This is a genomic window from Tatumella sp. JGM118 (assembly GCF_018257515.1).
Classification (GTDB): Bacteria; Pseudomonadota; Gammaproteobacteria; order Enterobacterales; family Enterobacteriaceae; genus Tatumella; species Tatumella terrea.
The window spans coordinates 162,458-184,676 of sequence record NZ_JAERJR010000004.1; the positions used below are offsets into that span (position 1 = coordinate 162,458).

Sequence of the window (22,219 nt, forward strand, 5' to 3'; positions counted from 1 at the left end):
GGGCAGGGCGGTTAGTGACGGGCGTCGCTTTCACCCAGGAAGAAATACCAGAGCGGAACCGAAAAAATTCCTGTAAACACGGCAGTATAAATGACTATCATCATGCACTGGGTCAGGATAAGTTCCGCAGGCCATTCGTTCAGTGGCAGATGATACTCATCAAATACGCCCCCGATTATCGCTCTGCTCATTACACAGGCGGTGATCACCGCTACGGTAATCACCGCATATAAAAAATGACGCCTTTTTTTGTTTAACATCTCTCCGTTACCTCGTTCAGTCCGGCGACCCGGAATGCCCATGAATACTGACAGTATTCACCAAACGATACCTGTTTATGTCACAGGAGTCCGTGATCTGCTGCGGATTGGCGGTTAACACTTGTCGCCAGCAGCTAACCGGCACTGAACTGTGCCGGAACCTCAGCCAGACCACTATCATAGCGCCTGTTTTTATTTAACAAAAGGTTAACTTTAATGACTGGCGGCGATGGGGTAATTCCCTGCTCACGGTGAAAAATCACTAATGTATTTATAATAAGAATTATTATCAGGCTTAAATATGGCTACAGAATATAGCGTAATAAGCGCCGTGCGGTTCTCCGGTCGGTGAACCGGAATTCAACTCCGGGGGAGTTATTTAAAAATAATATTAATGATATTAATATTATTTTGAGTCTTTGCCGGTAGGCGATCAAACGGAGTGAATTTCTGACTGCGGCGAAAAAGTCCGTGAATCTGAGCGTGTTTAAACGCAGAAATACTTTTTGGTAAAACGAGCGGCTGGTCAGAAACGGATCTGCCGGACATTTCCTGAAGGGGATAAAGCCTCTGTCTGTCTCGCATAATTACGCGACAGCATTGCCGGCTGCCGCATCGCGCCCTCAGCAGGCAGCCTGTTGCGCAGACTATTTTTTTAGCTGCTTTTTCAGACGGGTGAGTACCCGCTGTTTTTTTAAAGGGGACAGATAACTTGCGGGAGAGCGTCCATGGAGATGGTCGAGGGTATGCTGCAGAAAAACGGCCAGATAACCTTCGGCTTCCAGTTGCTGATGCCGGCCCTGCGGATCCTGATATTTCACCTTCACCGCCACGGCCCGGGTAGTCTCTATCGTTTCATCGGGCAACGAAGGACATTGTTCTTTGAAGAGGGCAGTATCCTCTGAGTATCCGACAATTACCGGATTGATCAGCACAAATTGCTGACGGCGAGTCTGTTCATCGGTGATATCAATCGCGACGATTTGTTTCGGTATACCCAATTGAATGGCTGCCAGTGCCGATTCCTGGTGGGTTTTCATGGCTTCATGCAGCGTTGCGATGTCCCTGGCCAGCTGTTCATCAAACTGTGTCACCGGCTGGCAGGGTTGCTGCATTTCAGGCTGGACAATGGAAAAGATCGTGGTGTCCATAATGTGTCCGTTGTTGAGAATTCATCGTGTTTCAACAGCATAGCCGGATCACTGGCCAGGGAAAAGTCCGGATTTACTGCAGCATACCGGGGGACGGGGCTGATGTATAAAAGATATTGTACAGAAACACTGCGCAACGGCTAAAATAACGTCACTCAAAGAGAGGTAATACTGACGTAATGAGAGCCAAAAGTTATCACTGGCAGCCTGAAAAAGTGTCGTTTATCTACCCGGTGGCACTGCGCGAGAATATAGAAAGCGTTCCTGCCGTCACCGGTGTCTATTTTTTTTATGGTGAAAGCGACACGATGCCACTTTACATTGGCAAGAGTGTCAATCTCCGTTCACGCCTGTTGTCACATTTACGTAACCCTGATGAGGCGAAACTGCTGCGTCAGACCCGCTATATCCGCTATCAGCAGACATCCGGAGAGATAGGGGCGCTCCTGCTCGAGGCACAATTGATTAAGCAGCTTAAGCCATTATTTAATAAAAGATTGAGGAAGATCAGGCAGTTGCATACCCTGAAAATGGATGAGGCGGGTATCAGCGTGGTTTCCCTCACCCAGCAGGAGATTGGCTACAGTGAAAATATCTACGGATTATTCAGGAACCGTTATAGCGCTCAGGAAGCGCTGAAGGAGATCGCCGATCGCCATCAGCTTTGTTATGGACTGCTGGGGATTGAAAAAATTTCCGCCGGCCGCGCCTGTTTCCGCCATGCATTACGTAAATGTTCCGGTGCCTGCTGCGGCGTTATCACTACCGAAGCGCATAATGCTCAATTACTGGAAGCATTACAGACCCTTAAAGTCGTCTGCTGGCCGTGGCCTGGCCGGGTAGCGTTGCAGGAAGGCGATAGATATCATGTGATTGACCATTGGGCATGGCTCGGAGAAGCAGAGACCCTTGAGCAGGCGAGAGAGCTGACGCAGGTCTCCGGCGGGTATGATATCGACAGTTATAAAATCCTGTGTAAGCCTCTGTTATCCGGTAATTACGGCATTATCCCGCTCTCCTGAGCAGGGGCACCGGCTTTACCCGGGAGCCGGAGGAGACAGACCTGCAGGATCTGCCACCGGGCGCCTGGGATCCCGGGTCACGTCTCACCGGTGCGGTGGCGACCGGAGGCGATGTTCTGGCGGGCGGGCAGAGGGCGTCATCCTGCCAGCCACCGGCGGTTCCGGGAGCGGTTTTCAGGGATCGGCTTATCCGGTAATAGTTATTCCGCCTTCTGCGAAATAAATGCTGATGACCTGTTCCGGCAGGATTTTTTTATTTTATCGTGTTTCTTGCTAAAAAAGAAAATACCGGCTACCCGGTTTCCCGGGTGGATATGGCGTTCAGAAAACCGGGAGATTATCTTTATTTCCGGCGGATAACGTGGCCGTTTTTTCATTTGTCGCACAGACATTATCGCGCGGGAACGGAAGCACGGACGCATCTGAATTGAGGGGCCTGGTGGCGGTGCCTGCCGATATGTTCGTCAGACCCCCCGGGAGAGGGAAGACGGCCTTTTCACGACAGAGAGGGCCAGGCGCTGTGACAGGCCCTTCGTCACCCGCAGGGCCTGGCGATGGTTGTGCCGCCGCCGGGGCTCCTGTCGGGAGGACTGGCGGTTTACCGGAGACCGGAGTTCCTGATTTCGCTCCGCGCTGCCGGTTGTCCTGCACTGCAGCCATGTGTCTGCAGTGCCCGTGAGTCTCCGGCATCACATTCAGCGGCAGGGCTATCATCGATGGCTAAAGGACACTCCGTCTGTGCGGCTATATAACTCTGCTCACAGGCACAGGAGCGTTCTAACCGGGCATAATCACTTTGCCTGCCTGGCATAGACGAATGACCCCGTTACCTCCACTGCGATCCCGACAGGGGAGGGGGGAACCCTTGCCCGGACTACCAATCGACGGCTTCCGGTGGTTATTTTGCCGAGCGCCGTAATGACCCAAAGGCGGCGGACGGCATCCGCCGGTTCTGCGGGATCGTCAAACCAGAGTGTCTTTTGGCCTGCCAGTAAAGTTTGCTATCCCTGAAAACACAATGTAGGGTATTAAATAAGAAAGATTCTTATTCTCAACTTCCATATTGTTATAATTAGGTTATATTGGTTATAAAATATAGTCTCAGGTTTTATTTGTGTATATTTAAAAGTAAATTAAATGGCCTTTATTTACGTCGGGTGGCTATGACTATATTAACCAGGCGTGATTATAAATATAGGCAATTAATATTTCTTTCAGGATAGCGTAATTTTATTTGCGGTAATTCTCTTCTGAGCCCTCTCGCAGCTTGTGTTTTTAAATTTATGATTTAAATGGGTAAAATCTTATTTCTGATATTTAAATTATATCTGAACCCGGCGGGGTGAGTTGTTTTCCCCTTCAGAGATCACGGGCTGATTTTCTTTTGGTTACAATTGGTTCATTGAATGGGGAATAATTTTTTTGGTTGTGAATGAATATAATACACTCCGCAACAAAAAGTCGTTTTTCCCACATTTTTCTTGACAACATCCGGGTGTGGAGGAATATACTGGGCCTCATTCGGACTACACAGAACCAGTTATTGTGCTCTTATGACAATATATGCGTCTCTAAAATCTGGGTACATCTCTTATAAGCAAATTCAGCGTCAGTCAGTTCAGTAATTTGTTTATAGTCGGGTACCGCATAGCGCTTATCCAATAAGCTTCGCCTGTAAACGCTTCGTTGCAAGAATTGTTTACGTCCCTGTTTGTCAAGATAAGGGCGGTCGGGCAAGTTTTATCCTGTGTTTTTGGTTTTTTGCAGGGGTATGTGCTATCGGAGTGCTCTGGCGTTTAGAGGAAAGGATGGTGCGACACCTGATTCTACTTCTCCCTGTCTCTTCTCTTATCATTTTACCTGCCTGGTAAGGGAATTGGCTCGTGGGTGTCGCGGGCTACTACGGTCACTTAATACAAAAGAAGATAGTCATGTTAAGTAATGATCTCACATCGCTGATTACGCGTATCGACTTCGCGTTAATCTCATCAATTCATATAATTTATCCACCGCTCACCATTGGTCTGGCTCTGCTTCTGTTCATTTCTGAACTGATTTGGGTCAGGAAAAAAGATGATAAGTGGTACCGCATAACACGTTTTTTTGAAAAGCTGTTCATTGTCAACTTCGGTGCAGGTGTTGCTACCGGGGTTACGATGGAGATGGCTTTCGGTATCCTTTATGGTCGCTTCTCTCAGGCCGCCGGTCCGTTCTTCGGCCAGGTCTTAGGGTATGAAACCATTACAGCCTTTATGTATGAAGCCGGATTCATCGGTCTGATGATCTTTGGCTGGGGCAAAATCAGTCGCGGTATGCACCTGTTTGCAACCTTTAACGTCGCGCTGTCTTCAACACTGTCGGCAATGTGGATCCTGGTCGCAAACTCCTGGATGCAGACGCCAACCGGTGTTGTCTACAAAAATGGTATCTTCGAGGTCACTGACTGGATTGCGGCACTGTTTAATACCAACGTCCGTTCTGCTTTCCCGCACATGCTGCTGGCGAGCTTTGAGCTGTCGCTGACTTTCGTGGTCTCAGTCTGTGCCTTCTTCGTACTGAAGCGCCGTCATGTGGATATCTTTCTGAAACCGTTTAAATATGGTCTGGTCGCGCTGGCAGTTGTCGCGGCAGCACAGGTGTATATGGGGGATGTTCTGGGTGAAAATACCCTTGAGAACAAACCTGCAGCGCTGGCAGCGATGGAAGGTCAGTATGATGCTTATGATGCTTATGATGCGCAAGGCAATGTTAACAATGCCTGGAACATCATCGGCTGGCCAAATAAAGAAGGTACAGGCCTGGCATGGTCGATTTCTATCCCTCATGCACTGAGCCTTATCGAAACTAAAACCTGGAATGGCCCGGTACGCGGACTGAACAGCTTCCCGAAAGATGAGCAGCCACCGGTTGTCATCCCGTTCTATACCTTCCGTATCATGGCAGCTGCGGGTGGTGCACTCCTGCTGGTTAGCCTGTGGGGTGTATGGCTGATGGCTCGTCGTCGTCTGACGGCGGAAAAAGCGTCAGATAATAAGCTGTTCCTGATGATTTCTGTGGCGATGGTGGTTCTGCCTTATCTTGCGGTTATCGCAGGCTGGTGGACACGTGAAATCGGTCGTCAGCCGTGGATTGTTTACGGACTGATGCGTACAGAAGACGGAATGAGTGCTATGACCACCGGTCTGGCTATCTTCTGGCTGATTGGCTTTGCCATCTTCGAATCAGCGGTCGTTGTCGGTACTATCTGGTTCCTCGCGAAAGTGGTTCGCCAGGGTCCTGATTTAACCAGCAACATCCCGGGTGAAGGTCATGAACACCTTGGGCAGCTTGACCTGCCTGAAGGCGAGCATGCTGACCATCCCGAATACATAAGACCGGTTTGATACGGAGAAGAAAATCATGGATATGCTTAATCATACTCAGCATTTTTTGATAATTGCCTGGTGGCTGGCCTTTGGCGTCAGCGTACTGTTATACATCGCGCTTGATGGCGCAGACCTCGGTGCCGGGATCTTCTCTCTGTTTGTGAGAGATCACGATGAGCGCGGCGCTATCATGGCAGCGATGGCCGGAACCTGGGATGCTAACGAGACCTGGCTGATTGTCGCGGGCGGTATCATGTTTGGTACTTTCCCGTTCGTTTACGGCTCTGCGTTCAGTTACCTGATGGTACCTATGGCTCTGGTCCTGTGGGGCATTATGTCCCGTGCGGTGGCCCTGGAGTTCCGTCACCTGGCGTCCCCGTTCTGGCAGCGTTTCTCTGACGGTGTATTCGGTGTTGCCAGCCTGACAGTAACGTTCTTTGGTGGTGTTTGTGTCGGTGCGGTACTGCAAGGTTTTGCACTGGATACGCCTGCTCAGGGTGTACCGCACTATGCGGGTGGGGCGTTCAGCTTTATTACCCCATTCTCTGTCTGGACCGGTATTGCTTCCTGTATCGCCATGACGTTCTCGGGTGTTCTGTTTGTCCGTGCACGTTTTGAGAAAACCGAACCCCTGCGTCAGATTGCTGCACGTTGGACGGCCGTGGTTTTCTGGTTAGCGATTATCGCCGTGGTTATTACCTGGATCTGGAGCGCAGCAAACTTCGACTGGGCACGTGCGAAATGGTTTGGTCCGCACTTCTGGATTTGGGGTATCTTTGCCCTGCTGGCACTGATCTGCATCGAAATGGTACGTCGTGATACCCTGAAAGATAAAGATTTTGCGGCAATCCTGTGGTTCAACGCCGCTGCACTGATCCTGGGCTTTGGTATGCTGATTACCATGTTCCCGTGGATTGTGCCAGGCACCTGGACCATCTGGAGTGGAGCCACCCCGCAGGTTTCCCTGATCACCTTCACCCTGACCATGGGTGGGTTCGTACCGGTCATGCTGATGTATAACTGGTATCAGATTTGGGTATTCCGCGGCCGTATCTCTAAACTGGTTGGCTACGGACACTAATCACACTATGTCGTCTCGCCCCCCCCTTAGCGGAGCGGCAGCTCGCCTGGCGGAACGTTGGCTCTCGGGTCAGCGCCGCCAGGCTGGTGCGCTCTTTGCCTTGTCTGTCACTATGGCCACGCTCAGTGCCATCATGATGATTGCCCAGTGCTGGCTGTTAGCATGGCTGATAGATAAGGTTGTCATTGGCGGCAAAGGATTAGCCGACCTGTTCCCGGCGATTTGGTTGTTACCTCTCGTCATGATCCTACGCGCAGGGCTGGACATGCTGCGTCAGGGCTTTGCTTTTGAAAGCGCCGCCCGTATCCGTCAGACATTACGCGCGACGTTACTTGAACGAATTTCAGCACTGGGTCCCTCATGGAGCCAGCAGCAGCGGACCGGCAGCATTGCCAGCACGCTGGGCGAAAGTGTTGAAGCTATCGAAACGTATTTTTCCGCCTTCCTCCCTCAGAAAATCATCATCGGTGTTGTCCCTCTGGCTATCCTGGTCGCCTTATTCCCGGCCGACTGGATTTCCGGGCTTATTATGCTGTTTACGGCGCCGCTGGTCCCCCTGTTTATGATTCTGGTGGGGAAAGGTGCAGAGAAAATGAACCTCAGACAATGGCGTAAGCTGAGTCTGATGAGTGCCCATTTCTTTGATGTGATTGCCGGCCTGACAACTTTACGCCAGGCTAATGCCGCCCGCAGACAAGCGAAGATCATTGAAGTGATCTCTGATAATTATCGTCAGACGACGATGAAAGTGCTGCGTGTCGCATTTCTGTCTTCTCTGGTGCTGGAGTTCTTCGCAACGATCAGTACGGCGATGGTGGCGGTGTATGTAGGCTTTCGTCTTTATTACGGTGATCTGGCGTTTCTGCCAGGCCTGTTTGCTCTGCTGCTGGCCCCGGAATTTTTCCGTCCGCTACGTGACCTCGGTGCGCATTATCATGCGCGTATGGATGCCATCGGTGCCACTGAAGGCCTGCTGGACATTCTGAATGCAGAGCAGCCTGAACAACCGCAGGGCAAACCATTACCTGAACAGTCTCCACAGGAAATCCATGTGGAAGGGCTGGGTTACCATCACCCGGAAGGCGGCGGAATAGACGATATCTCCTTTACGCTGCGCCGCGGTGAAACGCTGGCGATTGTCGGGTCCAGCGGTGCCGGTAAAACGACACTGGCGCGGTTACTGCTGAGATTTATCAGCCCGGCCTCCGGTAAAATCCTGCTGGACGGTCACGAGCTGTCTGAACTTGACCTCCGGGACTGGCAAAAGCAGATTGGCTGGTTACCTCAGCGACCGACACTGTTTGCCGGGACCATTGCGGACAATATCTGCCTGGCACATCCCGAGGCCAGCGTTGAGCAAATGCAGGCAGCTGCGGCTCTGGCCCAGGCGGCAGCCTTCATCGAACGTCTGCCTGAAGGGTATATGACTCAGGTGGGTGACGGGGGGCAGGGGTTGTCCGGTGGACAGATCCAGCGTGTGGCCATGGCGCGTGCCGTACTGACGGCTCCGCCGGTATTGATTCTGGATGAGCCGACAGCGGCGCTGGACAGTAACACAGCGCAGCAGATGATGGCCTCACTGGTTACGGCATTACCGGAATCCGCCCGGCTGGTGATCACCCATGATACCTCGGTGGCGGCGATGGCAGACCGGGTATTGGTACTGGCTCAGGGCAGGGTCATTGAGTCCGGTCATCCGGGTGACCTGTCGCGAAGCGGTGGTGTGTTTGCTGAACTGGAACGCTTGCAAAAGGGAGCGACAGAATGAACGACTTACGTCATTTGTTAAAGCTGGCGCGACCATGGCGATTGCGTATGGCTGTCGGGATTGCGCTGTCTGTTGTGGTTATCCTGTCTAATGTCACTCTGCTGTCAGTCTCTGGCTGGTTTATCGCCTCTATGGCACTGGCAGGCGTGGGTAAGCTGACGCTGGAGTTTTTCACCCCGGCAGCGGCTATCCGTGGCCTGGCAGTACTGAGAACGTTTGCACGTTACCTGGAACGTCTGGTGACCCATGATGCGACACTGCGCCTGCTGTCTGTACTGCGTGTCTGGTTCTATAAGCATCTGGAGCCACTGGCTCCGGCACGATTACAGGACTTCCGTGACGGTGACCTGCTTGCGCGTCTGCGGGCAGATATCGATAGCCTGGATAACTTCTATCTGCGTATCCTGGCGCCAGCGATTGCAGGGTTAATCTCTTCGATCGCTATTCTGTGTGTTCTGTTCTGGTTCTCGCCAGGTGTTGCGGGTATTGATGTCGTTATGCTGCTGCTGGCCGGGGTAGTGATACCGGTGGCTGTGGCCGCAGGCACCAAAAAAAGCGGTAATGACGTGGCCGGTTTACGGGCATCGTTGCAGGTGGCCTCGACGGATCTTATCCGTGGTCTGGGGGAATTACAGGTTGCGGGGGCGGTTCGTCGTCAGACCCGTCATCTGTCTGATCTCTCACAGCAACTGATCTCGGCGCAGCGCCATCAGGCCTGGATCAGTGCGTTAGGCAGTGCGTTATCTGCGCTGGCAGGTCAGCTGGGCATGTTCTGCACCTTCCTGTTTCTGTTAAGTGCCGTGCAAGCCGGGAAGATTGCCGGTAATGACTTTGTCATGCTGGTGTTTGCTGTGCTCGCCAGTACCGAAGCGGTAGCTGCGTTGCCTGCAGCGTTTGCGGCGCTGGGAGTGACTCGTGAAGCGGCACGTCGTATTTTTTCGATGGCAGAACTCAAACCGGCCATTACGTTACCGGAGACCAGTGTTACTCCTGAGCACTTTGATCTGGCATTTTCCGGCGTTACGATGCGTTACGGGGCCGGCAAACCTGCGGTTCTGGATTCACTGAGTTTTTCTGTGTCTGAAGGGCATTGCCTTGCTCTGCTCGGGCCGAGCGGCGCCGGTAAGACGACTATCCTTAACCTGATTCAGGGTTTCTGGGAGTGTGAAGGCAGTGTGACCATTGGCGGCCACGAGGTCAGAACGTTGTCTGATGAAGTGCTGCGCCAGGTAATTTCGGTCGTGGGGCAAAAAACGTATCTGTTTAATGCCTCGATCCGTGACAACCTGCGTCTGGTGGCTCCGGATGCCGATGACGATGCGTTATGGCAGGCACTGGCGAAAGCATCGCTGGAAGAGGAAATCAGGGCGTTTCCGCACGGCCTGGACACTCTGGTCGGTGAGCTGGGGGCAAGGCTGTCAGGTGGCCAGGCGCGCAGAATTGCTATCGCCCGGGCATTCCTGTCTCAGGCACCTGTCATCCTGTTAGATGAGCCGACAGAAGGACTGGATGCGACCAATACCGGACTGGTACTGAACTCTCTGAAAACGCTGGTGAAGGGGAAAACGACTTTACTGGTAACCCATCAGATTCAGCCACTGGTACTGGCGGACAGCCGACTGATACTGGAATAATCGCTGATAAGGCCTGCACGGATAACCGGTTATCGGTGCAGGCTTTTTTCTTCCTCTCGCCGATACCGGCCTTCCTGTTTTATTTTCCTGGTCTCTGGTGTTATCCGCCAATCGGGCATAGCCTCCTCAGCGGGGTCTCCGGAGCAGCTCTTTTCGCATCAGGTCTTCGTCATAAAATGCGTCATCAATACACAAGGCATACTTGTCGATTGCCCATTCATTGAATCTGCCAGCACGGTAAAGTGAATAAGTGGCCGTATGGGTAGTCAGTACTGAGAGTTTTAAGACTTTCACTGCCGTGGTTGCCTGCGGCGCTGCTTCCGTCAGGCTGCCTGACCGCCCTGATCCTCTTGCCTGTTCACGGACATACCTTCCCCACAGCTTTGACTTTTCCGAAGGATTACGGCTGACCCCGATCATACCTTGCATCTGAGCCGCGGCATCGAACCCCCCAAAAAACGGGCTGCCCCCGGGAGCTGGATATCTGATTGAGTAAGGTATCGTTTTTTATGTGGAAGTATTCTCTCAGCTCCAAACCTGAGGTCGTACAGCACTATCTTTCCGGCTTCCGGCGCCACTCCTTATAAAATGCGCCAGAGGCTTAATGAAGATAATGTAGCGCTTCCAGCCTTATTTAATATGAAATCATCCAGATCACTTTTGATCCACCGGCGTATCGTAAATTCTCGCGGATCACCCTGCCGGCGATGATGTTTACCAGGCAGGGTTTGCCGGCTATTTTCATCAATACGCCGTGGACACGCTGTCGTGATCGGGTGAGGCAAGCGTTTGCAGAGTCAGCTTTGCTTCAGCATAGTTATAACAGGTGAATTCGATACTGTTCTCACTGAGATCACACAGATAGAGCGAGACAGAGACATCATGGTCGCATAGGGTAAAAGGAATATCCTTCTGGCGAAGGGTGGGTATCAACTCCGTAAATACCGATGCTTCTACAGCGAAAGCAATCGTATGACCGGGAGACTGATGTTTTCGGGGAAAGAGGGAAAGAGATACATCGTTATTGCTGATCACCAATGGTCCTCCCTGCTCAAACCAGAAATAAAGCGATTCATCCCGGGTAAAATCGAGGACGTCTTTGTACCATTCTTCTGCCAGCGCGATATTTTCAACGTATACATGCACGTGGTCGATCTTCGTTATCTTCACCGCTTTACTCCCTGATGTCATCAGTAATGAGCTTCACTTAACGGTTGCTGAAAAACAATCCCTCCGGATCCCCGATCGCACTGACGTTCACATTAAGACTCCAGCCCCTGACGAAGCCTGCCACTCTTCTATCTCCGTACATTCCGGACAGATTCCGCTTCAGCGGCAGAAAGCGTTGAGATGCAATACCGTTACGCCGCTTAGCGGATCGATCACTGCGCTTGTTCTGTTCAGGCGGGTCTGATAACAGAGGCTGGCTTTGTCGCTTCAGCATCACCCTGTTTATTCCGGTCAGACATCATTACTTTCCGGGGAGTACTGTGCCGGTAAAATTACGCCGTGCCTCCGATAATGCTATTACAGGAACAATATTTCCGGACTTCCTGAAGAGTCGTCCGGAGTTATGTGAGATGCGTATTGTTTACTCTCCGGCTGGCCCCGGAGAGACAAGGGCGTTGTAATGCTGCCTTGTTTCTCCATTTCTCCATTTCACAGAAAGCATTGCCGCGCGTCAGGACGACTGCCTTCTCAGGCGGGCAGTATTGCAGTTAACAGCCTCATTCCGGCGGAGAATCACCCGAAAAGAGGCCGGCAATTCCGCTGTTGATAACCGATTATCATACCGGCGAAAGATAACCGCGGCAGGGGGGGATTATCCTCTTTTTTCCGCCGGAAGGCTTCGGACCCTTCTATGATTGCACCATTTTCATCACCCTGCACCAGAGAGGGTACGATAGAAATCTGAACGTCACATCGGCAATTTTGGGTTAGCCGTATGATCACCCGCACGGACTGTGCAGTTAACCAGTCCCTCCGGCCTGCGTGAAAAATCCTCTGTTTTCCGGAAGGTTAGTGCTTAATCAGGGACAAACCTCAAGACCCCGGACAGGTCTGCATCCGGTATTTTAATAAACAAATAGAAACTATCACGTAAAGTTATTGATGCCTGACGGTGCAGCATTCTGCCGCTCTGCTCCCCTGAGGTGCATTTTTATTCAGCGAGCGACGGGCGCTAAGGATAACTCAGACCTGCTTCTGCAGGTAGCCGGCCTGTTGTGCCTTGCCACTTCAGCAAGTAAAGAATTATATCGCCCTGCAATTATGAGTTGGCATAGTCGTTGCTTAATAACTATGAGTTTTTACTGCTAACCGGTCTCCCGGGCGACGGAATATTTCAGAAGTTATGGTATACGATATCTAATTAATCGTGGTGGTCGGGGATTCCGGCAGATGAACAGAGTTATTTTGACCTGAGCACGATGTCTTTTCTTCAGAGCATTCGTCATCCGGATTTATGCAGGCCTGGGGCCCGGTGTCGACAGAGATAAATTTTAGGGAACGTGAAAAATGGTATCAGCACCAACACTTGTGGTTCTTCTGGTTCTTTCTATCTTTTTGCTTGTGTTTTTTATTGCCCGTTTGAAAATGCATGCCAGTATTGCACTGATTCTGTCGAGTCTGGCACTGGGACTGGCGACAAGGATCCCGCTGGAAAAATTAGTCTCTACTCTGGAAGACGGTATTGGCAGCACCTTATCTTATCTGGCCCTGATTATGGCGTTTGGCGGTGTACTGGGTAAGATGCTGGACGACTCGGGAGGAGCGGAGCAGATTGCCAGAACTTTACTCAGAAAAGCCGGTAAACAAAACGCGGCCTGGGTCATGGCAGGGATCGGATTCATTGTCGGAATTCCTATTTTTTCAGATGTCGGCTTTATTCTGATGGTGCCGCTGGTCGCCGTGATTGCCAAAAATGCGGGTATGTCGAGAATGAAGATTGGCGTACCGCTGCTGGTCTCTCTGCATGCTATTCACTGTATTGTTCCCCCGCATCCGGCGGCGACGGCAGTTACAGAAATACTGCATGCGGATATCGGAAAAGTGATTATGACGGGCATGCCGCTGGCATTGCTGTGTGCACTGATGGCAACCAGTTATATTATTTTGCTCTCGCGTAACTCTTCGGTATCACCTGTCCTTGCAGATGAAGTGATTGCCGGCCCTCACCAGAATGCCAGTGACAGTGAGTTACCAGGGTTCGGGATCACCTTGCTGACTATCCTTATGCCCCTGGTGTTTATGGTCAGTAAAACCATTCTTGCTGCGTTACTGCCTGCCGGTAACCCATTACGACCTTTATTCGATTTTTTAGGTAACCCGTTTACCGCACTGCTTATTTCGGTCATTTTTGCCTACTGGAGCCTGGGGTTAGCCAGAGGGAAAAAAGCAGGCGAATTGAGCTTTCTGACCGGGAAAAGTTATCGTCAGATTGCCAATGTGATGCTGATTATCGGCAGCGGGGGGGCATTTAACGCGGTGATCACTGCCAGTGGTATCAGCCATACGTTGGGTATAATGATCGGTGAACTGCCGGTCAGCCCGGTAATCCTGGCCTGGTTATTAACGGGGCTTATTCATCTTGCGGTGGGTTCAGCAACGGTCGCAATGCTGGGCTCGTCCGCGATTATTCTGCCTCTTCTGCAAAGCAATCCGGCGCTCAATCCGGTCGCCATGACTATTGCCATCGGTAGCGGGGGGCTGGGGTTTGTCCAGTTTACGGACAGTCTGATCTGGCTGGGAAAAGAATATCTGGGGCTTTCTCTGGCGAATGCCCTGAAGAGTATTTCTGTCGCTACGATGATTGCTTCTCTGATTGGTCTGAGTGGCGCGTTATTAATGCAATACGGCGTCTGACAGAATATGCAGGCTGTATTACCGGGGCAGGTAAAGACGGTATCACCGCGGCGGGTGATACCGTGCTACTTAAAATCTGAGTCTGAAGGCACCGGCGATGATACAGATCATCGAGACAGACATGCAGAGGAAGGCGACCTGCAGGCTGGTCATATTGGCGATAAAACCGATAAGTGCCGGCCCCATCAGGATGCCGAGGTAACCGACAGTGGAAACAAAGGCAACCGACATATTGGAAGGCATAATGGTCTCTTTGCCCGCCAGGGTGGTCAGGACGGGGGCCACGTTCGCCGCGCCGATACCGATAAATGCAAAGCCGAGCAACGAAAATAGCCATCCGGGGAGGTAGACGGCAATGGCAAAACCGGCCATCGCAAATACGCCGCTCAGTATCAGTACTTTTTGCCGGCCCAGAGCGTTGACGATGACGTCACCGGATAAACGCATGATGGCCATGGCAGTACCGAAGACGGCATAACCCCAGCCGGCATGTTCCAGTTGTACGTGCCGGTGAGCTGTCAGCCAGATCCCGCCCCAGTCGAGCATTGAGCCTTCCGCAAGAAAACAGACCATACACATGACCGAGATAATGACCAGACGCAGATTAATCCGGAGCGGGGAACCGGATTTCTCTTCATTAGAAGCGAAAGGTAAAAGAGACTTTCCGGTGGCCGAAATGATGATAAGAATCAGAATGATAGCAGCAAATGCAAACTGAAGAGGCGAAAACCCTGAACTTAAAATCAGACTCCCCCCTGCGGAACCGGCAATTCCCCCTACGCTGAATAATCCGTGGAACCCGGACATCAGGGGTTTATCGGATTTTTGCTCAACCAGCGCTCCCTGAATATTGACAGTAACATCGGTGAGGCCGACTCCGGCACCAAACAGCAACAAGGAAGGAACCATCAGGGATAACGTACTGACGGTTGCCAGCAAAGGAAGTGAAAGACAAATACTGGCGACACCGATAAGGATCATCGTTCTGCATCCGAACTTTCCGGCCAGTTTTCCTGAAAAAATCATGGTGATCAGTGAGCCACACCCCAGACAAAGCAGCAATAATCCCAGTAAGGCAGGATCAAGATTCAACCGGTGCTGAGCATAAGGCACAAGCGGTGCCCAGGCACCCATGGCAAACCCTGCGATGAAAAATGCTGCGCGGGTCGAAATCCTTTTACCGGCGGTATTAATATTGTTGGCAACCAGAGTATCAGCCATGACTTCTCCACGAAAAGGGATAAGGTATACGAAGTTGAACGCATAATATAGGCTGAAATTATAGATAACAATATGTTTGTATCAAGCAGACTGAGGTGATTGGCCTTTATATTCAGAAAATGATGATAAAGAAGACGACATTTATCTGAAAGTGATATCTTTCCCGGGGTTATGACCAGTATTTTTGTTAACTTTATGTATTGAAAGATAAAAAACAGAAACTGTTTGCCGGTAGTGAAGATGGCGATTGTCTGTGGCCCGTTGCTGGTGTTATTATCAATCTATGTATATGCAATATACTTTCCGATGCCTGGTAATAAAAAATTATTTCAGGTTGAACCATAGAATAAGAGGCACACTGAGTTGAGATTAAAATCAGAAATTCCTGACATTGGTTCAACGCCGTCAGCGTCGGTGATTATTTCTAAATATTTACGGGAAGCTATCATTTCCGGCGAGCTGGCTGAAAACGACCCCGTACGCCAGGATGTTATTGCCGGCCTGTTCAATGTCAGCAAAATTCCGGTGCGGGAAGCGTTAAAGATCCTGGAAGCCGAAGGTCTGGTCGTCTTTCATCGTAACCGCGGAGCAGTCGTTGCTACGATCACAGAGCCTGAGCTGGCCCAAATGTTTGAAGTCAGGGTGCTACTGGAGTCTGACATTATGAGGCTCGCGGTCCCGCGGATGACCGAAGGTCATCTGAAGAAGATTGCGAAAGCCTGTGATCGCTTTATCAATGAGGATGACCCCAGACGCTGGGCGGAACTGAACTGGGAAATACACTACGCGTTCTACGAAGCGGCGAACCGGCCATTTATGATGGATATGATCCGCTCGATCCACGATAAAATCGAACGCTATCTGAGATTACAATTGTCTGTGGTTGACGGACTGATCGAAGCCGATATGGAGCATCGAAAAATCCTGCAGGCCTGTATAGACAAAGATGCGGAGAAAGCGGCCGGGTTGATGAAAGAGCATATTATCGGCGTATGCCGGGATCTCTATTCTCACCTGCCGGGTTTCACCGGATTCGACGAGACAAAAAAAGAGAAATAAACCTCAATATCAAGGCATCGTCAGGTGCCTTTTTTATTGGGTCACGGGTTGCCCATCCCCGGGGGAGTGCAAATGTTGTTGTGCAGGGATAATTCTGTTTCACTTTGGTGTCGTCTGTGAATCCGCTTCTGTACTTCAGTCACTGAGTGACCTGTTGCGATGTGAAATCTGCCCGGGGAAGGGGCGCTTACTGTCTCGCCGTATTTTGTCCTGGTTAACCGGTAGCCATTATTGCTGAGGTCCGGTGCCTGGCCGGCTAGCGGCCAGGCAGTGACAGTCTGCGTCTGCGGCCGGGGGTTAGATCCCTACAGTAAAGAGCGGCTTGCCCAGTTTATCGGTATTGATTTCAATCCCAAGACCCGGGCCTGTAGGTGCCGAGCCAAAACCTTGTGAAGAACGGGGCGTGTAGTCAGCCAGATGGCCGTCGGTCCAGTCATTAAAGAAAGGCGTCATTAATAGGGATTCCGGTCGGGTGGTGGCCGCAATATGGCTGGTGGCGGCGGTGATAATATCGCCTCCCCACATATCTTCCACCGAGACTGCCATATTCAGATCCTGGATCAGGTCACGGGCTTTTACCAGATTGGTGAGGCCGCCCAGCTTACCGAATTTGATGTTAACCGAGACTGCGTTGGCCTCGTACTTCGCGCGGTACACTTCGTCATGATTAACGATAGATTCGTCGAGAACCAGTGGCAGAGAAGAGTTACGGGAGGCCAGAATACAATCGGCGGTACTGCGGCAGGGTTGTTCGACGAAGACAGGCAGGCCGTTGAGTCCCTGGAAGGCCATCCGTGCGGAAGCCAGAGACCAGCCGCCGTTAGAATCGGCAACGATAATCGTTTTATCATCCCCGGCTTCGACACTGGCCCGTGTACGTGCAATATCTTCAAAAGGGTCATTACCGACCTTTAGCTGGAACCGGTTGATACCGGCCGCACGCCGGCTTTTAATATAGTCTGCCATCGATTCCGGCGAACCCAGCGGAACGGCCTCATAGAGAGGGAAAGACTCATTCAGTACGCCGCCGATAAGGGCAGAAATTGGCCGGTTTAATGACTTACCAAAAATATCCCAGCAGGCGATATCGATCGGACTTTTTGCAAATTCCTGGCCCATCAGGGTGGCGTTCATGATCCGGTTGATACCGGAAATATTGGTCGGATCCGCCCCTAACAGAGCCGTACCCAGGTCCCTGATCGCCGTGCGGATACCTTCCGGGAAGGTCGGAAGGTACACTTTACCTAGCGTGGTTATTTCACCCCAGCCTTCAATACCTTCGTCGGTACGGATCCTCACCACAGTGCCATCCTCAGTGTCGGCCTTACGATCACCCGACATGATATAAGTACCATGAGCATAGCCCACCTGATAGCTGTAAACATCAATACCAATAATCTTCATTGTCTGACTTTCCTCAAGCTGGTTTTCTGTTATTCCGGATCGGGCATTCAGGACCGGATTGATGCAGAGTGATACGTCAACCTGTTGTTGCACCTTCAGTCTTTGCAATTTCAGTTGCTATGAAATATCGTATACTAAATACTTTTTGTGTCCAGCATGTATTAAGCCCGCTGACATAGAAAACGCGTATCTTTGCGTAATAATACTCAGTACTTTAACCCCCTGACGGAAGGCCATCATGAAGACGCTATCGCTGAAAGAAGTATCCACTATCGCAAAAAACGTTCTTAAAAAACATGGTTTTAGTGAAGAATGTGCTGCGGTGATCGCTAAAACGATGACGGCCGGAGAGCGTGATGGTTGTGCCTCTCATGGTATTTATCGCCTTCTGGGGTGCATTCATACCCTGAAAGCGGGAAAAGTCATTCCGGATGCGACACCTGAAATCAGGGATGTGGCACCGGCAATCGTCGCGGTGGATGCAAAAGGGGGATTCTCCCAGCCAGCTTTTGAGAAAGGTTTTCCTGTGTTATGCGATAAAGCAAAATCTCAGGGGATAGCGGCACTGGCGATCAATAATTGCGTCCATTTCTCCGCATTATGGGTGGAAATTGAAATGCTGACAGCACAAGGCCTGGTGGCCATCGCCTGTAATCCGAGCCATGCATGGGTGACCCCGCATGGCGGCAAAAAGCCCTTGCTGGGAACTAACCCCATCGCCTTTGGCTGGCCACGGGCCGGTAAAGATCCTTATGTGTTTGATTTCGCCACCAGCGCGATAGCCCGCGGAGAAATTGAGCTACATAAAAGGCACGGTACACCTTTGCAGCCGGGCTGGGCGGTCGATGCTCAGGGCGAAGCGACCACCGATCCACAGCAAGCGCTTGACGGGGCGATGCTGACCTTTGGGGGACATAAAGGGTCAGCGTTATCGACCATGATCGAGTTACTGGCAGGCCCGTTAATTGGCGATCTGACCAGTCCGGAATCGATGCAGCATGATAATCATGCGGGAGCCTCCCCGTATCATGGTGAACTGATTATTGCATTCTCCCCTGAAAAATTCCTCGGGGACGGTGTGGCAGCGCATATGGCCAGGGCAGAGGACTTCTTTGCTCATTTTGAAGAGGATAATGTCAGAATGCCTTCACAACGACGTTTTACTGCGCGGAAAAAGTCTTTACAGCAAGGAGTTGAGATCTCAGACGATCTTTATAAAGAGATCATGGCATTGCTGGAATAACAGACGGGTGTTTATTGTACAGTCCGGAGGCTAAGCATACACGTGTAATAACCTCCGGAACCCGTGTCGCGTTAAATACCCTCGCTTTCCGGTGGCAGAGTCGTGGCCGCAGAAGCTGATATTTCCCGGAATGCTCCGGCAGGGCGGCGATTACCTTCCGGGCGAATAGCTTGAGCCGCAAGGGATTTATTTTCTGAGGCGTGAAGCGGCCTTTATCGTCGCCTGACGTCTTTTTTCCATAAAAGGTGCAGCCTGCGCCCGGGCTTTTTTAAGCTCGTCTTCAGAGGCGAATTCGGGAGAGCCGCACAGGAAAGGAGGCGCCGGATCATATTCCATCTGCAACTGAATATTCCGGGCGATGGCTTCACCCAGGACTTCAGCAACGACATAGAGTGCAAAATCTATCCCTGAGGTCACTCCGGCCCCGGTGATACGATTGCGATCACGAACGATGCGCTGGCTGACAGGAGTGGCCCCTAATAAGGTTAATTGATCCAGAGAGGCCCAGTGTGTGGTGGCACGAAATCCCGTCAGCAGACCTGCCGCTCCTAACAGTAATGATCCGGTACAGACCGAGGTAATCAGGCAGGCCTGCTGGCTTTGGGTCCGGATAAATGACAGTACATCTTCATCGTCCATTAGCCCGACCTGTCCGGGCCCTCCGGGAATACAAATAATATCCAGTGGCGGACAGGTATCCAGAGTGGTCGTTGGCAGGATAGCCATGCCCCGGTCAGACACCACGGGGTGCAGATCTTTCCAGATCAAATGAACGGTGGTCCCCGGTGCTCTGACGAAAACTTCATAGGGGCCGGTGAGATCCAGCTGCGTCAGTGACGGGAATAACAGCAGACCAATAGAGATACTTTCTGAATGACCCATGATCACCTCGTTTGCAGAATACAGACAAAATATCCGTTTCCCGGTAAAGGTAAGTGCTCTTGATGGGTAAGGCAAACATTCGATGAAGCCTGATACACTCCGCTATTTGAATCAGTATTATCTTCTGTGGGGAAAGATCCCGGGGATAATGTAATGATATTTGACATCCTAATTGTATACGATATACATTGAATTTATCGGAAGCGCTTTATCTACGACGCTCAATCTTATGAGTCCGGGGCAATGCTTTATCTCTTATTTTTAGCACGGGATGTCAGCCAGTATAGAAGTTGCACCTTCAGTGACGTATACGATATCTCTTATTTATGAGGGGGTGAGATCCTCGTTATGCAACGGACATCGTGACACCCGATCGTTGCAGGCCACATAGCTGATTACGGCGCTTCATATTTCTTTTTTGCTTTATCTTGCAGGAGTATTTAATGAACCAGAATACCGGTAAACAGTTTATTAACGGACAGCGGGTCTCCAGCGGAGCGGCTGAACTTGTGAGTATCGATGCCGGCAGCGGAAAACCGTTACCTTATACTTTTTATCAGGCGACACCGGAAGAAGCAGACAGGGCGGCCGAAGCTGCAGATGAGGCTTTTTATGCTTACTCTACTCTCCCGCTGAGCCAGCGGGCTCGTTTTCTCGAAGCGATTGCAGAACAGATTGAAGCACTGGGCGAAGATTTTATTTCCATCGTTTGTGAAGAATCGGGATTACCGGCGGCACGAATTGCCGGCGAACGGGCACGCACTGCGAATCAGATGCGTATGTTTGCTGCGTCAGTCCGGGACGGCAGTTTTCTCGGCGTACGAATAGATACCTTCGAAGGTACCGGTAAGCCGGCCCTGCGTCAGATGAATATCGGTATCGGTCCGGTGGCAGTGTTCGGAGCCAGTAACTTCCCGCTGGCATTTTCCACGGCGGGCGGAGATACCGCATCGGCATTAGCCGCCGGGTGTCCGGTGGTTTTCAAAGCACACTCCGGGCATATGAGAACGGCTGAAGTGATTGCTGAGGCTATTCTGACTGCTGCAGAGCAGTGCGATGTTCCGGCCGGGGTATTTAATATGATCTTCGGAGGGAGAATCGGCGCAAAACTGGTCGAACATCCGCGGATCAAAGCCGTGGGTTTTACCGGTTCCCTGCATGGTGGTAAGGCGTTAATTAATATTGCCAATGCACGACCGGATCCTATTCCAGTGTTCGCTGAGATGTCGAGTATTAACCCGGTGATCATGCTGGACGGGATCATGGAAAGCAGCGCGGAAAAACTGGCCGAAGAGACTGTCGCCTCATTTACGATGGGAACCGGACAGTTTTGCACCAAACCCGGGCTAATTATCGGCTTTGCGTCCGAAGGGTTTAACCGTTTTGTCGATAAATTAACCGCTACCGTCGGGGCATTATCGCCGATGATGATGCTGAATCCTTCCACACTGCATTCCTATAACGAACGAAAAGCCCTGTTCGATAACACTCCGGAACTGACGCTGCTGGCTAGCGGGCAGGCCGAAGAGAATCGGGCACAGGCGGCTTTATACCGTGCGGATGCGGCGTTTGTGGCCGGTAAAAATCCTTTGGTTCAGGAAGAGATTTTTGGTCCTGCAGCCATCGTCATCAGTGTTGAGAGCAAAGAGGCATTATTGCAGGTATTATCTGCCCTGCAGGGACAACTGACGGTGACGTTGTTTGGTGAAGACCAGGAAATCGCTGAATCAGGCTATCTGGTGAATACCTTGCAATCGTTAGCCGGACGTTTGATTGTCAATGGCTATCCCACCGGGGTCGAAGTGTGCCAGGCGATGGTTCACGGTGGTCCGTGGCCCGCGACATCGGATGCCAGAGGAACTTCCGTCGGCTCATTAGCGATTAACCGTTTCCTGCGTCCGGTCTGTTTCCAGAACTACCCGGAAAGCCTGCTGCCCCAGGCCCTGAAAGATAGCAATCCGCTGCAGATCACCCGTTTAGTGAATGGTGTGATGCAAAAATAATTCGCAGCGTAGAAAGCCATTCTGCAGGATAGTATCCTAATCAGACTGCACCCGAAAAAATCGCTCTCCGGTCAGTAAGGTGCAGTTTTCATTGTGCTGAAGCGAAAGCATTGTCCCCGGAATTACTCCCCTGCAGAGGGCTCCCGGGCCGTCAGGGGTCATTGCGCGGAGGCGGGGGAGTGTGGCTGCCTGGCAAGGCGGTTTTGCCGCCCGAAATCAGTAACCCTGACACCGCTCAGGATCAGCGTTTACGCCGGTAGGC

The 22,219-nt window shown here is 51.4% G+C and carries 15 protein-coding genes; 9 read left to right on the forward strand and 6 right to left on the reverse strand.

Annotation, left to right across the window (positions count from 1 at the left end):
* Positions 1 to 11: 11 nt before the first annotated feature.
* Both JK223_RS06300 and def read right to left on the reverse strand, forming a co-directional pair.
* Positions 12 to 260, reverse strand: coding sequence for a DUF2534 family protein (locus JK223_RS06300; RefSeq protein ID WP_212713357.1), 249 nt, complete (start codon positions 258 to 260; stop codon positions 12 to 14).
* A gap of 647 nt (positions 261 to 907) precedes the next feature.
* A complete protein-coding gene (gene def / locus JK223_RS06305; RefSeq protein ID WP_212713358.1) occupies positions 908 to 1,411 on the reverse strand; it encodes a peptide deformylase in 504 nt (167 codons plus the stop codon).
* Positions 1,412 to 1,590: 179 nt separating this feature from the next.
* Here def and cho point away from each other — a divergent pair, with 179 nt between their 5' ends.
* The 5 genes from cho (at position 1,591) to cydC (ending at position 10,281) form a co-directional block, all read left to right on the forward strand.
* Complete coding sequence (cho, locus tag JK223_RS06310) at positions 1,591 to 2,433, forward strand: excinuclease Cho (RefSeq protein ID WP_212713359.1); 843 nt, start codon at positions 1,591 to 1,593, stop codon at positions 2,431 to 2,433.
* Positions 2,434 to 4,364: 1,931 nt separating this feature from the next.
* Complete coding sequence (locus JK223_RS06315) at positions 4,365 to 5,816, forward strand: cytochrome ubiquinol oxidase subunit I (RefSeq protein WP_212713360.1); 1,452 nt, start codon at positions 4,365 to 4,367, stop codon at positions 5,814 to 5,816.
* A gap of 16 nt (positions 5,817 to 5,832) precedes the next feature.
* On the forward strand, positions 5,833 to 6,879 hold the full coding sequence (locus JK223_RS06320; RefSeq protein ID WP_212713361.1) for a cytochrome d ubiquinol oxidase subunit II: 1,047 nt from the start codon (positions 5,833 to 5,835) through the stop codon (positions 6,877 to 6,879).
* A gap of 7 nt (positions 6,880 to 6,886) precedes the next feature.
* Entirely contained in the window at positions 6,887 to 8,647 is a 1,761-nt protein-coding gene (cydD, locus tag JK223_RS06325) for a thiol reductant ABC exporter subunit CydD (protein WP_212713362.1), read from the forward strand.
* A complete protein-coding gene (gene cydC, locus JK223_RS06330) occupies positions 8,644 to 10,281 on the forward strand; it encodes a thiol reductant ABC exporter subunit CydC (RefSeq protein ID WP_212713363.1) in 1,638 nt (545 codons plus the stop codon). The genes cydD and cydC overlap by 4 nt, the downstream gene beginning before the upstream one ends.
* A 744-nt stretch (positions 10,282 to 11,025) precedes the next feature.
* Here cydC and JK223_RS06335 read toward each other — a convergent pair.
* Positions 11,026 to 11,451: a VOC family protein gene (locus tag JK223_RS06335; protein WP_212713364.1), complete on the reverse strand. Its 426-nt coding sequence runs from the start codon at positions 11,449 to 11,451 to the stop codon at positions 11,026 to 11,028.
* Between the two features lie 1,347 nt (positions 11,452 to 12,798).
* Here JK223_RS06335 and JK223_RS06340 point away from each other — a divergent pair.
* Positions 12,799 to 14,145, forward strand: a complete 1,347-nt coding sequence (locus JK223_RS06340) for a gluconate:H+ symporter (protein WP_212713365.1) — start codon at positions 12,799 to 12,801, stop codon at positions 14,143 to 14,145.
* Positions 14,146 to 14,214: 69 nt separating this feature from the next.
* On the opposite strand, the gene JK223_RS06345 is transcribed toward JK223_RS06340, so the two are convergent.
* The gene (locus JK223_RS06345) at positions 14,215 to 15,366 is read right to left on the reverse strand and encodes an MFS transporter (protein WP_212713366.1); all 1,152 of its coding nucleotides are present in this window, start codon (positions 15,364 to 15,366) and stop codon (positions 14,215 to 14,217) included.
* Positions 15,367 to 15,729: 363 nt separating this feature from the next.
* Between JK223_RS06345 and JK223_RS06350 the strand changes: the two genes are divergently transcribed.
* Positions 15,730 to 16,425 (forward strand): GntR family transcriptional regulator, encoded by a 696-nt coding sequence (locus tag JK223_RS06350; RefSeq protein WP_212713367.1) that lies wholly within the window; start codon positions 15,730 to 15,732, stop codon positions 16,423 to 16,425.
* Between the two features lie 297 nt (positions 16,426 to 16,722).
* Here the strand turns inward: JK223_RS06350 and JK223_RS06355 are convergent, their stop codons facing one another.
* Positions 16,723 to 17,829, reverse strand: coding sequence for a mandelate racemase/muconate lactonizing enzyme family protein (locus tag JK223_RS06355; protein ID WP_212713368.1), 1,107 nt, complete (start codon positions 17,827 to 17,829; stop codon positions 16,723 to 16,725).
* A 238-nt stretch (positions 17,830 to 18,067) separates the two neighbouring features.
* Here JK223_RS06355 and JK223_RS06360 point away from each other — a divergent pair, with 238 nt between their 5' ends.
* Complete coding sequence (locus JK223_RS06360) at positions 18,068 to 19,072, forward strand: Ldh family oxidoreductase (RefSeq protein WP_212713369.1); 1,005 nt, start codon at positions 18,068 to 18,070, stop codon at positions 19,070 to 19,072.
* A gap of 186 nt (positions 19,073 to 19,258) precedes the next feature.
* On the opposite strand, the gene JK223_RS06365 is transcribed toward JK223_RS06360, so the two are convergent.
* Entirely contained in the window at positions 19,259 to 19,954 is a 696-nt protein-coding gene (locus tag JK223_RS06365) for a DJ-1/PfpI family protein (RefSeq protein ID WP_212713370.1), read from the reverse strand.
* Between the two features lie 443 nt (positions 19,955 to 20,397).
* Here JK223_RS06365 and JK223_RS06370 point away from each other — a divergent pair, with 443 nt between their 5' ends.
* A complete protein-coding gene (locus JK223_RS06370; protein ID WP_212713371.1) occupies positions 20,398 to 21,957 on the forward strand; it encodes an aldehyde dehydrogenase (NADP(+)) in 1,560 nt (519 codons plus the stop codon).
* Positions 21,958 to 22,219 lie beyond the last annotated feature (262 nt).

Bases quoted from the DNA above. Each gene is read 5' to 3' on its own strand.
- JK223_RS06300 (WP_212713357.1), bottom strand. From the start codon at position 260: ATGTTAAACAAAAAAAGGCGTCATTTTTTATATGCGGTGATTACCGTA.
- def (WP_212713358.1), bottom strand. From the start codon at position 1,411: ATGGACACCACGATCTTTTCCATTGTCCAGCCTGAAATGCAGCAACCC.
- cho (WP_212713359.1), top strand. From the start codon at position 1,591: ATGAGAGCCAAAAGTTATCACTGGCAGCCTGAAAAAGTGTCGTTTATC.
- JK223_RS06315 (WP_212713360.1), top strand. From the start codon at position 4,365: ATGTTAAGTAATGATCTCACATCGCTGATTACGCGTATCGACTTCGCG.
- JK223_RS06320 (WP_212713361.1), top strand. From the start codon at position 5,833: ATGGATATGCTTAATCATACTCAGCATTTTTTGATAATTGCCTGGTGG.
- cydD (WP_212713362.1), top strand. From the start codon at position 6,887: ATGTCGTCTCGCCCCCCCCTTAGCGGAGCGGCAGCTCGCCTGGCGGAA.
- cydC (WP_212713363.1), top strand. From the start codon at position 8,644: ATGAACGACTTACGTCATTTGTTAAAGCTGGCGCGACCATGGCGATTG.
- JK223_RS06340 (WP_212713365.1), top strand. From the start codon at position 12,799: ATGGTATCAGCACCAACACTTGTGGTTCTTCTGGTTCTTTCTATCTTT.
- JK223_RS06345 (WP_212713366.1), bottom strand. From the start codon at position 15,366: ATGGCTGATACTCTGGTTGCCAACAATATTAATACCGCCGGTAAAAGG.
- JK223_RS06355 (WP_212713368.1), bottom strand. From the start codon at position 17,829: ATGAAGATTATTGGTATTGATGTTTACAGCTATCAGGTGGGCTATGCT.
- JK223_RS06360 (WP_212713369.1), top strand. From the start codon at position 18,068: ATGAAGACGCTATCGCTGAAAGAAGTATCCACTATCGCAAAAAACGTT.
- JK223_RS06365 (WP_212713370.1), bottom strand. From the start codon at position 19,954: ATGGGTCATTCAGAAAGTATCTCTATTGGTCTGCTGTTATTCCCGTCA.
- JK223_RS06370 (WP_212713371.1), top strand. From the start codon at position 20,398: ATGAACCAGAATACCGGTAAACAGTTTATTAACGGACAGCGGGTCTCC.